This is a genomic window from Pseudomonas uvaldensis (genome assembly GCF_021271205.1).
In the GTDB taxonomy this organism is placed as follows: domain Bacteria; phylum Pseudomonadota; class Gammaproteobacteria; order Pseudomonadales; family Pseudomonadaceae; genus Aquipseudomonas; species Aquipseudomonas uvaldensis.
In genome coordinates this window covers 258,068-272,118 of the sequence record NZ_JAIWKS010000006.1, presented here as the reverse complement: position 1 = coordinate 272,118, position 14,051 = coordinate 258,068, and the positions used below count along the sequence as shown (strand labels likewise).

The 14,051-nt window shown below is 60.6% G+C and carries 6 protein-coding genes; 2 read left to right on the top strand and 4 right to left on the bottom strand.

Going from position 1 to position 14,051, the window contains the following annotated elements:
- Positions 1-10 precede the first annotated feature (10 nt).
- On the top strand, positions 11-4,096 hold the full coding sequence (locus LCU97_RS16065) for a dermonecrotic toxin domain-containing protein (RefSeq protein WP_232777151.1): 4,086 nt from the start codon (positions 11-13) through the stop codon (positions 4,094-4,096).
- Positions 4,097-4,179: 83 nt separating this feature from the next.
- On the opposite strand, the gene LCU97_RS16060 is transcribed toward LCU97_RS16065, so the two are convergent.
- A complete protein-coding gene (locus LCU97_RS16060; protein WP_232777150.1) occupies positions 4,180-5,076 on the bottom strand; it encodes a LysR family transcriptional regulator in 897 nt (298 codons plus the stop codon).
- 119 nt (positions 5,077-5,195) lie between these two features.
- On the opposite strand from LCU97_RS16060, the gene LCU97_RS16055 reads away from it, so the two are divergent.
- Positions 5,196-6,470, top strand: a complete 1,275-nt coding sequence (locus LCU97_RS16055; protein WP_232777149.1) for an MFS transporter — start codon at positions 5,196-5,198, stop codon at positions 6,468-6,470.
- An 88-nt stretch (positions 6,471-6,558) separates the two neighbouring features.
- On the opposite strand, the gene hemE is transcribed toward LCU97_RS16055, so the two are convergent.
- The 3 genes from hemE to gltB all read right to left on the bottom strand — a co-directional run bounded on the left by hemE (position 6,559) and on the right by gltB (position 13,778).
- On the bottom strand, positions 6,559-7,626 hold the full coding sequence (hemE, locus tag LCU97_RS16050; protein WP_053147719.1) for a uroporphyrinogen decarboxylase: 1,068 nt from the start codon (positions 7,624-7,626) through the stop codon (positions 6,559-6,561).
- Positions 7,627-7,877: 251 nt separating this feature from the next.
- Entirely contained in the window at positions 7,878-9,296 is a 1,419-nt protein-coding gene (locus tag LCU97_RS16045; protein WP_039592434.1) for an FAD-dependent oxidoreductase, read from the bottom strand.
- A gap of 33 nt (positions 9,297-9,329) precedes the next feature.
- The gene (gene gltB / locus LCU97_RS16040) at positions 9,330-13,778 is read right to left on the bottom strand and encodes a glutamate synthase large subunit (RefSeq protein ID WP_232777148.1); all 4,449 of its coding nucleotides are present in this window, start codon (positions 13,776-13,778) and stop codon (positions 9,330-9,332) included.
- Between the last annotated feature and the right edge of the window lie 273 nt (positions 13,779-14,051).

Sequence of the window (14,051 nt, the reverse complement as noted above, 5' to 3'; positions counted from 1 at the left end):
GGAAGAGCACATGCAGGACAACAATCCATCCACTCCGTCTGTCAGCCCGCCCCAGGTCGATAGCGCTGCGTTGACGAACCGACTCACGGCATCGCAACAGCAGATGATCCGCTTGAACGATGCCATTCCACGGGCTTCGCAAATAGCGAAGCAGCATCTGGACTACTGGTTCAAACACACCTTTCCCACCTTGGCGGACGAGGTGAATGTCCATGAACTGGCAGTCTACACACGACGAGAAGAGGCTATCCCTCCAACCGAGCGCACCACTGAAGGGCCCGCCACACGCCGGGTGACGGACACGGTGGACCTCGACACGCTGGTCTGGCGGGCCATCGCCGGCAAGGTCGATACGTACGAATTTTTCCTCGAACCGGACGACATTGATGTCCTTGTGAACCAGGGCGAAACCACGCAAATGCCGCCAGTGCTGAACAGCCGTAGCGCAAAGGAGGCACTCAGGCGAATGGTCAGCACCCTGACGGCTTCCTTCGGGCAGCTACTGGCGCAAGCGTTGGATGACTTCTGGTCCAAACCCGCCGCGTTCAGCCAGGGACGTCACGTCGGCGACTGGCTGGCGCTGCAATTCGGTACACAACTCAAGGCCCAGGCCGATCTTCATCTCCTGGACGGGACGCTGAGCCCGCAGATGCATAAGGCGGTGGCGGACCTGGGGCTGGCGGCTCCGGACGCGACATCTCGCGCCAGCCTCCCGGAGCGTCTGCGACCTGGCGTCTACGTGCTGGACATTACGCCCGAGGGATGGGGATTCAGCGTACCGCTGAGCTCCGCCATCGCATTGACCCAACACGACAGCAACGACCATCCGGGACACGCAGTGTTGTACAGCCCGGGCGACCCGCTGGAGATCCACGGGGACCTGGCAGCACTGAAAGCCGGCCTGAAAAAGGACGCTGGCGCCGCTGACAGGGTGGGCACCACCCCTGTGGCCGAGAACTTCCTCGCCCATCTGGTCGCGGACCTGCGGGCGACCCAGAAGGCAGCCCTGAATGATGTTTTGCTGGGCGGCCCGGCCGAAGGCGAAAAACTCAGCGGATGGGTCACCAGGATGGACGCCGCGGCGAGCATCGGCGACAGGCTGGACCTGGCGGGTGTCATGGACGAGCGCGAACTGCGACTGAACCAGAAAAAACTGGATGACTGGCTGCATGGCAATCCGAACGTCACTGGCAGCGACCGCGTGGCGTGGTGGAGGGCGGTACAGGATCTGCAGAAAACCCTGGAAGACGTGTCGCCACAACCGGACCCGGTGACCCTGGCCACCCAGGACGCGCTCCAGGAACGGACTCGTGAACTGCTTGCCCGGTTCATCAAGGAAAAGCACGCCCCGGCCGACCCAGACCGAATCATCCTGAGTATCCGCAAGCAGGTCCTCGATCCACACGCTCCGACAGGTGAATCGCCATTTGGCTCAGGCGTAGCGCTGGACAAGGTCAAAGCCATAGTCGATGACTGCCGTTCCATGACGCAGTGGGCAATGTCCAATCTGACCCCGGACGAACGCAATGCCGCTCACGTGACCGTAGAAGGACCACTGAGCTTCGCGCAGATCGTACATATCATCGAGCGGGCGAACGTGGGCGCCCGGCTGCCGGCCGAACTGCAACTGGCAGCGCGCAGCCACCAGCCGCAATGGATGGCTTTGAAAGCCAAACAGATGCGCGCCCAGGCTTGGGCCGCCCATATCTCCGGCGACCTGAGGCATGACAAGGACAAGACCGGACTCAACCTGGTGCTGACCGCGCTGGACAGCCCGGAACCGCAAGGCCGCAGGCAGGTCAACGGCCACGAGGTGGTGGTCCGGCAGATTCAATGGGGCCGCAACGTGCTGAAGGAAATCCTTGTATTCGGGGTCAAGACACTGGCGAGCCGCCCCTCGCTGACGCTGTACACCCCCGGGGCACCGGACGGCAAGACGTTCAGGGACGTCGATGCGAACAGTGATCGAGCGCTGGAAACAGCCTTGGTGCAGACGCTTACCGCCACGCTGGAGATGGCCCGCTGGCTGATATCGCAACTGCCACTGCTGGAACAGGCCGATCAATTGGCCAGCCTGGTCCCGGCATCGGAAAACCTGACGCTCAACGAGAAAATCAAGAAGATCACGCAACCGAGCTTCTCGTGGATAAAACACAGGGTCCAGGATGACTTTGCGTCGAATGTCTATTCGCCCGTGGTCAAGGAAAACCTGTTCAAGGCACTGCATGAGACCCAGATCACCCACGCGCTCCAGACCGCTGGCTCGCTGACCGTGAGCAATGCCGAACGCGACAGCGCCGCGGCACAGGACGGACGTCGCAAGGGTGTCGCGTTATTGACCGGCGCAATGTCCATGTTTTACGCCGGCCGCCTGGGCGGAGTGCTGGGCCGCGCGATCCTGCCGACCATGGCGGGTGGCGCCGCGGTATCGGCGGTCCAGGATGAAGGCGGCAGCTTCAGCCAGTGGGCGCAAGACTTTATCAGCGGGCTGGGCGAAGTATTGGCAGAGGCCGGACAGGATCTGATCATGGCCGGCGCGGCGCGCCGTCACAGCATGGGGCGCCCGATGCTGTCCTCGCTGCCTCGCATGCCGGACCCCGAGCTGGAACCCTTCGTTCTGAAAGGCTTCAACCGCAAGGGATGGGTGCCCGAAGGTCGTGACCGGTATCGGGACGCCAGCGGGCAAGGTTACTTGAAGCTGGGCAAGGACTATTGCAAGACAGCGATACAGGAGGGTGAGCAGATTATCTACGCGTCCAGCAATCGGTCGAACCAACGAAGGGTGGCCTGGAAAAACGGTCGTTGGCAACTCCAGGAACCGCTGCGACTGCTCGGTGGCGGAAACCTGCAGAATCCGTTCAGTCGGCCCCCGGAGACAGCGCAGCGCAAAATCTACAACGTCTTGGTCGAAGGGGTTCTGGTGGATCATCACTGGCCCTCCCGCAACGTGGTTTCCATAGCGAGGAAAGTCATCTACTCGATGCCCGACGAACTGGCCGAGCGTATCGTGCACGAGAGCATGAGTGAAATGGGCATAAGCGATATAAACGTCTATCGCTCGCGAATCGACGCCATAAACAAAGGACTGCGCAGCTTCACGCCCCACAAAACGTCACACGAAAATCTGATGTACAAATACAACGTGTGGCAGGCAGTCGATTACTGCACCAAGGATCTCGAATCCCAAGGCCTGCAACTCAACTCGACCCAGAAAATCCGCATCTTCGACATGACACTGCCGCTCAGGCGCGAGCTTTTCGACAGTGAAGGCAATTTCAAGATGATGATGTCATCCCTGCCCGACAACCTCACCGGTGCACTGTTCGTCACGATCATTCCCGAACAGGGCAAGAAGAAAGCCGCGATGACCAAGATACAGGCGGATATCCATGACGTGGTTGCCGCCGCCGAACAAAGAGTCTGGACCGAGCTGGGGATCGACTTCCCCGGGGAAGGACCTGAAGTCGACGCCGCAAAGATAAAGTACAAGGAAACGCCTGAAAACTTTGCGGTGTACAAAAGCAAGAAGCTGGAAATCTTCAGGGAAGAGATGAAAAAACTACACAAGCCCGGGCTTCTGACGGAAATTCGGAACAACAAGATTCCCTATCTCATCGTCAAAAAAGGTAAGTCACTGAGAAAAACATTACTGGTTACCCAAGAGGACATCACCAGGTTTACAAGAGAGCTCTCGAACTACGACACCTTCGATATCGAGGTGGTGACCCGGGTCCCTTCGAAAAAAGTGCCTGGCAAGACCCCGGCCACCAGCACGCCTGCAACCCCGCCGGAAACATCGCCGGTCAAGGACAAGTTCATCGTAAGCGCAAGCACTCTGGCGGAAACACAGATGTCCTATAACAGCTTCCCGGACGCGGCCAAGACCAAGATCACGGAGATCATGGACGACATTCGTGCCGGCAGGGCAACCACCAAGCGAATCAACAAATATTATTGGTATGACATGGCCCAGCTCTCCCCCGGAAGCGGCAGAGGTGCGTGGCGTGCGGCGTTCGAACGCAAGGGTGATACCTGGACGCTGCAGGGTTTTTATGACTATCACGTCAATAAACCTGCGACGGTCTGGGAGGGTTGAATAACAATAAGCGAGCAAACACAAGTCCCTGCAGGCTGGGGGCTTGTTGGCGAATGAGGATCTCCGACGATGATATAGACAGATCAGGAGGTTTCGGTATCGCTGGTCAACAACGCCACGAACCCCTTCGCCATCGGCGAACGCTGGTCCTTGCGCTGTACCAACCACACCGCCGAGACTGCCGCAGGATCGAGCAGCGGTAGATAGATCACGCCATCGATTCGCATCCGCTGGTAGGACGCTGGCAACACCGAGACGCCCAGCCCCGCCGCCACCAGACCGATGATGGTCATGGCTTCGCCAGCTTCCTGGGCGAAATGCGGACTGAAACCGGCGTCTCGTGCCAGGTTCAGAAGTTGTGCATACAGGCCGCTGCCGTAGCTGCGGGGAAAGAACACGAAGGGCTCCTGGGCCAACGCCGAGAGAAACAGCCCTTTTTCGTTGCCCTGGGCCAGTGGATGTTTGGCGCTGAGCACGGCCACCAACGGCTCGTGACTTAATTCAATGACGCCCAGGCTATCGGGCAGTGGCAACGGACGCATGATGCCGACCTCGATCGTTTCGTCCATCAGTGCGTCGGCCACTTGGGTACTGCTCATTTCCCGCAGGGTCAGATGCACAGCGGGATAACGTTGGCGGAAGGTGAAAATCGCCTGGGGAATGGTGGAATTGAACGGCGCAGAGGAGGTGAAGCCGATCTTCAGCTCCCCCAGCTCACCCAACTGAGCGCGGCGGGCGACGTCGGCCGCCTTATCGACCTGGGCCAACACACGACGCGCCTCTTCAAGGAACAACCGCCCAGCCTCGCTCAGCTCGACCCGACGATTGGTGCGCTCGAACAAGCGCGCACCGATCTCCTGTTCCAGCGCCTGGATCTGCTGGCTCAAGGGTGGTTGGGAGATACCCAGCGCCAGCGCGGCACGGCCGAAATGCAGTTCTTCGGCCACGGCAATGAAGTAACGCAGATGACGCAATTCCATAGGCATTCCAATAAGTCGCCAAACGTCTTAAACAGGTCGAACAATATATTGGATAGAAACATTAGCCGGCTATATGCTTTTTTCATTGCCTGCCTGGCCGTGCTCTCCCGAGGTTCATCGTGAAAACCGTTGTCGCTCCGCTGACCCATGAAATTCCTCCTCGCGTACAGGACGAAGCCGCTTCCGAACTGAAAGACATCTACATCGAAAAAGGCTCCTCGATGTTCATGCACACGGTACTCGCGCTGTTTTGCGGGGGCTTCGCGACTTTCGCCCTGTTGTATTGCGTGCAGCCGATGATGCCGTTGTTGTCGGCGGAGTTTTCCATCAATGCCGCCCAGAGCAGCCTGATCCTGTCGGTGGCGACCGGCCTGCTCGCCATCGGCCTGTTGATCACCGGTCCGATTTCCGATCGCATCGGCCGCAAACCGGTGATGGTCGCCGCACTGTTCGCTGCGGCGCTGTGCACGATTGCCAGCGCGATGATGCCGACCTGGCACGGCGTGCTGGTATTGCGCGCCCTCGTGGGGTTGTCATTGAGCGGGCTGGCAGCGGTCGCGATGACCTACCTGAGCGAAGAAATCCACCCCAGGCACATCGGCCTGGCGATGGGACTGTATATCGCCGGCAATGCCATCGGCGGCATGTGCGGGAGGCTGATCGCTGGTGTGTTGATCGATTTCGTCAGCTGGCATACCGCAATGCTGGTGATCGGCGGCCTCGCACTGATTGCCGCGGCGGTGTTCTGGCGGATCCTGCCCGAGTCGCGCAACTTCCGCCCACGCTCGCTGCATCCACGCAGCCTGTTGGACGGTTTCACCCTGCACTTTCGCGATGCCGGTTTGCCGTTGTTGTTCCTCGAAGCCTTTGTCTTGATGGGCGCCTTCGTGACGCTGTTCAACTACATCGGCTACCGACTGCTGGCCGCGCCTTATCATCTGGATCAGGCGTTCGTCGGGTTGCTGTCGGTGGTGTACTTGTCGGGAATCTACAGTTCGGCGAAAGTCGGTGCGCTGGCTGACAAGGTCGGCCGGCGCAAGATGCTCTGGGTGACGATCGCACTGATGCTGGCTGGCCTCGCCTTGACCATGGTGACGCAGCTGTCGGTGGTGATCGTGGGTATGCTGGTGTTCACCTTCGGCTTCTTCGGTGCACATTCGGTCGCCAGCAGCTGGATCGGTCGCCGCGCCCTTAAAGCCAAGGGCCAGGCTTCGTCACTTTATCTGTTCAGCTATTACGCTGGGTCGAGCGTCGCGGGTACTGCAGGCGGCGTGGCCTGGCACCTTGGCGGTTGGAACGGCATCGGCCTGTTCATTGCCACGCTGCTGATGGTGGCGTTGCTGGTAGCGGTGAAACTGGCGAAGCTGCCACCCTTGGAAAATATAAGCGCCTGAAACAAAAGATCGCGGCCTGCGTCCGCTTCTACAGATTCACTCTGAGTAGAAGCGGACGCAGGCCGCGATCTTTTTCCAGGCGTTGTAATCAGTCGTGATACTGCGCCGACAATTCATGGACCGCCCGCAGGAAAGCACCGGCGTGTTCCGGGTCGACTTCCGGCGTAATGCCGTGACCCAGGTTGAACACATGGCCGCTGCCCTTGCCGTAGCTGGCCAGGATTCGACCAACCTCGGCACGAATGGCTTCAGGCTTGGCGTAGAGGACGGTCGGGTCCATGTTGCCTTGCAGGGCCACCTTGTCGCCAACCCGCGCACGGGCATTGCCGATGTCACAGGTCCAGTCCAGGCCCAGGGCGTCGGCGCCGGCGTCAGCGATACTCTCCAGCCACAGGCCGCCATTCTTGGTGAACAGGATCACCGGTACCCGGCGCCCTTCATGTTCGCGAATCAGGCCGCTGACGATCTTGCGCATATAAGCCAGGGAAAACTCCTGGTAGGCCGCCGCCGACAGGTTGCCGCCCCAGGTATCGAAGATCTGCACCGCTTGCGCGCCGGCCAGAATCTGGCCGTTGAGGTAGGACGTGACCGACTGCGCCAGCTTGTCCAGCAACAGGTGCATGGCTTGCGGGTTGTCGTAGAGCATGGCCTTGGTCTTGCGGAAGTCCTTGGACGAACCGCCCTCGACCATGTAGGTCGCCAGGGTCCAGGGGCTGCCGGAGAAGCCGATCAATGGCACGCGACCGTTGAGTTCACGGCGGATGGTGCTGACCGCGTCCATGACGTAGCCCAGGTCCTTTTGCGGATCGGGGATCGGCAAGGCTTCAATGTCAGCCAGGGTGCTGACAACTTTCTTGAAACGCGGGCCTTCACCGGTCTCGAAGTACAGGCCCTGGCCCATGGCGTCGGGGATGGTGAGAATGTCCGAGAACAGGATCGCCGCGTCCAGCTGCGGGTAGCGATCGAGCGGTTGCAGCGTGACCTCGCAAGCGAACTGCGGGTTCATGCACAGGCTCATGAAGTCGCCGGCCTTGGCGCGGCTGGCGCGGTACTCGGGCAGGTAGCGACCGGCCTGGCGCATCATCCACACCGGGGTGACGTCAACGGGTTGCTTGAGCAGGGCGCGAAGGAAACGGTCGTTCTTCAGGGCAGTCATGTCGGCATCCGGAAAAAAAGTGCGGGCATTTTCTCAGAGCGCGACGCAAAAGGCACGGCGAGAGCCGTGCCTTTTATCTATCGGGGCAATTTGTCGCGGTGGGACCCAATCTGCGCAACACCACAAAACACTTGTGGGAGCGGGTTTGCTCGCGAAAGCGGTGTGTCAGGCGACATATTTATCAACCGATCTACTGCTTTCGCGAGCAAGCCCGCTCCCACATTTGTATTGCATTTCAGCCCGGGAGCGAATCAGACGCCCAGGTAATCCAGAATCCCTTCCGCCGCATTACGGCCTTCGAAAATCGCCGTCACCACCAGGTCCGAACCACGCACCATATCGCCACCGGCAAAGATCTTCGGATTGCTGGTCTGGTGTTTGTACTGGCCCTGCTCAGGTGCCACGACGCGGCCCTGGCTGTCGGTCTGGATGCTGAACTGCTCGAACCACGGCGCCGGGCTCGGGCGGAAGCCGAAGGCGATCACCACGGCGTCGGCCGGGATGATTTCTTCCGAGCCCGGGATCGGCTCGGGACTACGACGGCCACGGGCGTCCGGTTCGCCGAGACGGGTCTCGACCACCTTCACACCTTCGACCTTGTCTTCACCGACGATAGCGATCGGCTGGCGGTTGTAGAGGAACTTCACGCCTTCTTCCTTGGCGTTCTTTACCTCTTTGCGCGAGCCGGGCATGTTGGCTTCGTCACGACGGTAGGCGCAGGTCACCGACTTGGCGCCCTGGCGGATCGAAGTCCGGTTGCAGTCCATCGCCGTGTCGCCACCGCCCAGGACCACGACCTTCTTGCCCTTCATGTCGACGAAATCTTCCGGCGACTTTTCAAAGCCCAAGTTGCGGTTGACGTTGGCGATCAGGAAGTCCAGCGCGTCATACACGCCCGGCAGGTCCTCACCGGCAAAACCGCCCTTCATGTAGGTGTAGGTGCCCATGCCCATGAACACCGCATCGTATTCCTCGAGCAGTTGTTCCATGGTCACGTCCTTGCCCACCTCAGTGTTCAGGCGGAACTCGATGCCCATGCCGGTGAAGACTTCGCGACGATTGCTCAGCACGGTCTTTTCCAGCTTGAACTCAGGGATGCCGAAGGTCAGCAGGCCACCGATCTCCGGGTTCTTGTCGAACACCACCGGGGTCACGCCGCCGCGCACCAGCACGTCGGCACAGCCCAGGCCCGCCGGGCCGGCACCGATGATGGCGACCCGCTTGCCGGTCGGCTTGACCTTCGACATGTCCGGGCGCCAGCCCATGGCGAACGCGGTGTCGGTGATGTACTTCTCCACCGAACCGATGGTCACTGCGCCGAAACCGTCGTTCAAGGTGCACGCACCTTCGCACAGACGGTCCTGCGGGCACACCCGGCCGCAGACTTCCGGCAGGGTGTTGGTCTGGTGAGACAGCTCGGCGGCCTGGAGGATGTTGCCCTCGGCCACCAGCTTCAACCAGTTGGGAATGAAGTTGTGCACCGGGCACTTCCATTCGCAGTACGGGTTACCGCAACCCAGGCAACGGTGGGCCTGGTCGGCCGACTGTTGGGGTTTGAAAGGCTCGTAGATTTCCACGAACTCTTTCTTGCGTTGACGCAACAGTTTCTTCTTCGGATCCTTGCGCCCGACATCGATGAACTGGAAGTCGTTATTCAGACGTTCAGCCATTATTAAAACCTCATCAAACTCTTCAGGCGCATATCACTGCGGGTTGGCACGGGTGCTGGAAAGCAACGACTTGAGGTTGGCAGCCTTGGGCTTGACCAGCCAGAAGCGACGCACATAGTCGTCGAGGTTTTCGGCGAGTTCACGCCCCCACTCACTCTGGGTTTCCTCGACATACTCGTCCAGTACGCGTTGCAAGTGGCTGCGGTAGGCTTCCATGGCCTCGCCGCTGATCCGCTGGATTTCCACCAGTTCGTGGTTGACCCGGTCAACGAATGTGTTGTCCTGGTCGAGCACATAGGCGAAACCGCCGGTCATGCCAGAGCCGAAGTTATAACCGGTCTTGCCCAGTACACAGACAAAACCACCGGTCATATATTCGCAGCAGTGATCACCTGTACCTTCCACCACCGTGTGGGCCCCGGAGTTGCGCACGGCGAAACGTTCGCCCGCAGTGCCGGCGGCGAACAGCTTGCCGCCGGTGGCGCCGTACAGGCAGGTGTTGCCGATGATGGCACTGTCCTGAGTCTTATAGGCGCTGCCTTTGGGCGGAACGATGACCAGCTTGCCGCCGGTCATGCCCTTGCCAACATAGTCGTTGGCGTCGCCTTCCAGGTACAGGTTCAGGCCACCGGCGTTCCAGACGCCGAAGCTCTGGCCCGCAGTGCCCTTGAAGCGGAACGTGATCGGCGCCTGGGCCATGCCCTGGTTGCCATGCTTGCGAGCGATTTCGCCGGAGATCCGCGCGCCGATGGAACGGTCGCAGTTGCAGATGTCCAGTTCGAACTCGGCACCGCTCAGGTCGTTGATCGCCGAAGCGGCCATCGCGACCATCTTCTCGGCCAGCTCGCCCTTGTCGAACGGCGGGTTGCGGTCCACCTGGCAGAACTGTGGTTTGTCCGCCGGAATATGCTCGCTGCCCAGCAACGGGGTCAGGTCCAGATGATGCTGCTTGGCGGTCTGGCCCTCGATCACTTCCAGCAGATCGGTACGGCCGATGAGTTCTTCGAGCGAGCGCACGCCCAGCTTCGCCAGCCACTCACGGGTTTCTTCGGCCACGTAGGTAAAGAAGTTCACCACCATGTCGACAGTGCCGATGTAGTGGTCCTTGCGCAGCTTCTCGTTCTGGGTCGCCACGCCGGTGGCGCAGTTGTTCAGGTGGCAGATGCGCAGGTATTTGCAACCCAGGGCAATCATCGGCGCGGTGCCGAAGCCGAAGCTCTCGGCGCCGAGGATGGCGGCCTTGATCACGTCCAGGCCGGTTTTCAAGCCACCGTCGGTCTGCACCCGGACCTTGCCACGCAGGTCGTTGCCGCGCAGGGTCTGGTGGGTTTCCGCCAGGCCCAGCTCCCACGGCGCACCGGCATACTTGATCGAAGTCAGCGGCGAAGCACCGGTGCCGCCGTCGTAGCCGGAGATGGTGATCAGGTCGGCATAGGCCTTGGCGACACCGGCGGCAATGGTGCCGACACCGGCCTCCGCTACCAGTTTCACCGAGACCAGGGCCTTCGGGTTCACCTGCTTGAGGTCGAAGATCAGTTGCGACAGGTCTTCGATCGAATAGATGTCGTGATGCGGCGGCGGCGAGATCAGCGTCACGCCAGGCACGGCATAACGCAGCTTGGCGATCAAGCCGTTGACCTTACCGCCCGGCAACTGGCCACCCTCGCCGGGCTTGGCCCCTTGTGCAACCTTGATCTGCAGCACCTCGGCGTTGACCAGGTACTCGGGTGTCACACCGAAGCGGCCGGTGGCGACCTGCTTGATTTTCGAACTCTTGATGGTGCCGTAGCGCGCCGGGTCCTCACCGCCTTCGCCGGAGTTGGAACGCGCACCGAGGCGGTTCATGGCTTCGGCCAGGGCTTCGTGGGCTTCAGGCGACAACGCCCCCAGGGAGATACCGGCGGAATCGAAGCGCTTGAGCACCGATTCAAGCGGCTCCACTTCGCTGATGTTCAGTGGCGTGTCCAGGGTCTTGACCTTGAGCAGGTCGCGGATCATCGACACCGGACGGTTGTCCACCAGCGACGTGTATTCCTTGAACTTGGCGTAGTCACCCTGCTGCACGGCGGCCTGCAGGGTGTTGACCACGTCCGGGTTGTAGGCGTGGTATTCGCCACCATGGACGAACTTCAGCAGGCCGCCCTGCTGGATCGGCTTGCGTGGGCTCCAGGCTTCTGCGGCCAGCGCCTTCTGCTCGGCTTCGATGTCGACGAAACGCGCGCCTTTGATGCGGCTCGGCACGCCACGGAAACTCAGCTCGCACACCTCCTCGGACAGGCCGATGGCCTCGAACAACTGCGCACCGCGATACGACGCGATGGTCGAGATACCCATCTTGGACAGGATCTTGAGCAGCCCCTTGGTGATGCCCCTGCGGTAGTTCTTGAACACCTCATAGAGGTCACCCAGCACTTCACCCGTACGGATCAGGTCACCCAGTACTTCATAGGCCAGGAACGGATACACCGCCGAAGCACCAAAGCCGATCAACACCGCGAAATGATGCGGATCGCGAGCGGTGGCAGTTTCCACCAGGATGTTGGAATCGCAGCGCAGGCCTTTTTCGGTCAGGCGATGGTGCACCGCGCCGGTGGCCAGCGAAGCGTGGATCGGCAGCTTGCCCGGCATGATGTGGCGGTCGCTGAGCACGATCTGGGTGCGACCGGCGCGCACGGCTTCCTCAGCCTGATCGGCGACATTGCGGATGGCCGCTTCCAGGCCGACGCTTTCGTCGTAGTTCAGGTCGATGACCTGGCGCGCAAAGCCTGGGCGGTCAAGGTTGGTCAACGAACGCCACTTGGCTGGGGAAATGACCGGCGAGCTCAGGATCACCCGCGAGGCATGCTCCGGCGATTCCTGGAAGATGTTGCGCTCGGCGCCCAGGCAGATTTCCAGCGACATGACGATCGCTTCGCGCAGCGGGTCGATCGGTGGGTTGGTCACCTGGGCGAACTGCTGGCGGAAGTAGTCGTACGGCGTGCGCACGCGCTGCGACAGCACCGCCATCGGCGTGTCGTCACCCATGGAGCCGACCGCTTCGTAGCCCTGCTCGCCCAACGGACGCAGCACCTGGTCGCGCTCTTCGAACGTGACCTGGTACATCTTCATGTACTGCTTGAGCTGATCGACATCGTAGAACGCCGAGCCATGGTCGTTATCTTCCATGGTCGCCTGGATGCGCAGGGCATTCTTGCGCAGCCATTGCTTGTAGGGATGACGGGACTTGAGGCGGTTGTCGATAGCGTCAGTGTCGAGGATCTGACCGGTTTCGGTGTCCACGGCAAAGATCTGGCCCGGGCCTACACGGCCCTTGGCGATGACGTCTTCGGGCTGGTAGTTCCAGACACCGATTTCCGAAGCCAGGGTGATGAAACCGTTGCTGGTGGTGACCCAGCGCGCCGGGCGCAGACCGTTACGGTCCAGCAGGCACACGGCGTAGCGACCGTCGGTCATCACGATACCGGCCGGGCCGTCCCACGGCTCCATGTGCATGGAGTTGTACTCGTAGAAAGCCCGCAGGTCCGGGTCCATGGTCTCGACGTTCTGCCAGGCCGGCGGCACCAGCATGCGCACGCCACGGAACAGGTCGATGCCGCCGGTCACCATCAGTTCGAGCATGTTATCCATGCTCGAAGAGTCCGAACCTACGCGATTGACCAGTGGGCCAAGTTCGTCCAGGTCCGGCATCAGGTCATTGGCGAACTTGGTGCGACGGGCCTGGGCCCAGTTGCGGTTGCCGGTGATGGTGTTGATCTCGCCGTTGTGGGCGAGGAAGCGGAACGGCTGGGCCAGCGGCCATTTCGGCAAGGTGTTGGTGGAGAAGCGCTGGTGGAACACGCAGATCGCGGTCTTCAGGCGCTCGTCGCTCAGGTCCGGATAGAAGGCGGTAAGGTCCGCCGGCATCATCAGGCCTTTATAGATGATGGTCTTGTTGGAGAAGCTGCAGATGTAGTGGTCGGTGTCGGCGGCGTTGGCCACGGACGAACGACGACGGGAGCTGAACAGCTTGATCGCCATTTCCTGGTCGCTCAGGCCTTCGCCGGCGATGAACACTTGCTCGATCTGCGGCAGGCGCGCCAGGGCCAGGCTACCCAGGACGCTGGTGTCGATCGGCACCTTGCGCCAACCCACCAATTGCAGGCCGGCGGCCAGGATCTCACGATTCATGTTTTCGCGAGCCGCCTGGGCCTTCACCGGATCCTGGTTGAAAAAAACCATGCCCACGGCGTACTGCTTGGGCAGGGTTACACCGAACGTTTCCTGGGCAACGGCACGCAGGAACTCGTCAGGCTTTTGAATCAGCAAGCCACAACCGTCGCCGGTCTTGCCGTCAGCGTTGATCCCACCGCGGTGGGTCATGCAGGTCAGGGCCTCAATGGCGGTTTGCAAAAGGGTATGGCTGGGTTCGCCCTGCATGTGGGCTATCAGGCCAAAACCGCAGTTATCCTTGAACTCATCGGGTTGGTACAGACCTGCTTTCATAGACACTTTCTCACCAGGCTGCCTCTTATCGAGACAAATTTCTTTTCAATTCAACCAGTTGCATATCGCGCCGAACGTACGCCGGCTTTGCGGGGGCAAAAGGGTGGTCATTGTACATGCCGACACAGACGCCCACAAATTTGACGACGAACTGTCGCAAATCCATGTCGCATTTGTGAAAGGTTTAAAGCTATACGCTGTGCTAGTCAAAACTTTTTTGGGTTCGACCGCTGCGACTCAAACGCTACTATGACGCAGACACCACAAGGCGCG

Coding starts and splice junctions, on each gene's coding strand:
- LCU97_RS16065 (WP_232777151.1), top strand. CDS start 11: ATGCAGGACAACAATCCATCCACTCCGTCTGTCAGCCCGCCCCAGGTC.
- gltB (WP_232777148.1), bottom strand. CDS start 13,778: ATGAAAGCAGGTCTGTACCAACCCGATGAGTTCAAGGATAACTGCGGT.
- LCU97_RS16060 (WP_232777150.1), bottom strand. CDS start 5,076: ATGGAATTGCGTCATCTGCGTTACTTCATTGCCGTGGCCGAAGAACTG.
- LCU97_RS16045 (WP_039592434.1), bottom strand. CDS start 9,296: ATGGCTGAACGTCTGAATAACGACTTCCAGTTCATCGATGTCGGGCGC.
- hemE (WP_053147719.1), bottom strand. CDS start 7,626: ATGACTGCCCTGAAGAACGACCGTTTCCTTCGCGCCCTGCTCAAGCAA.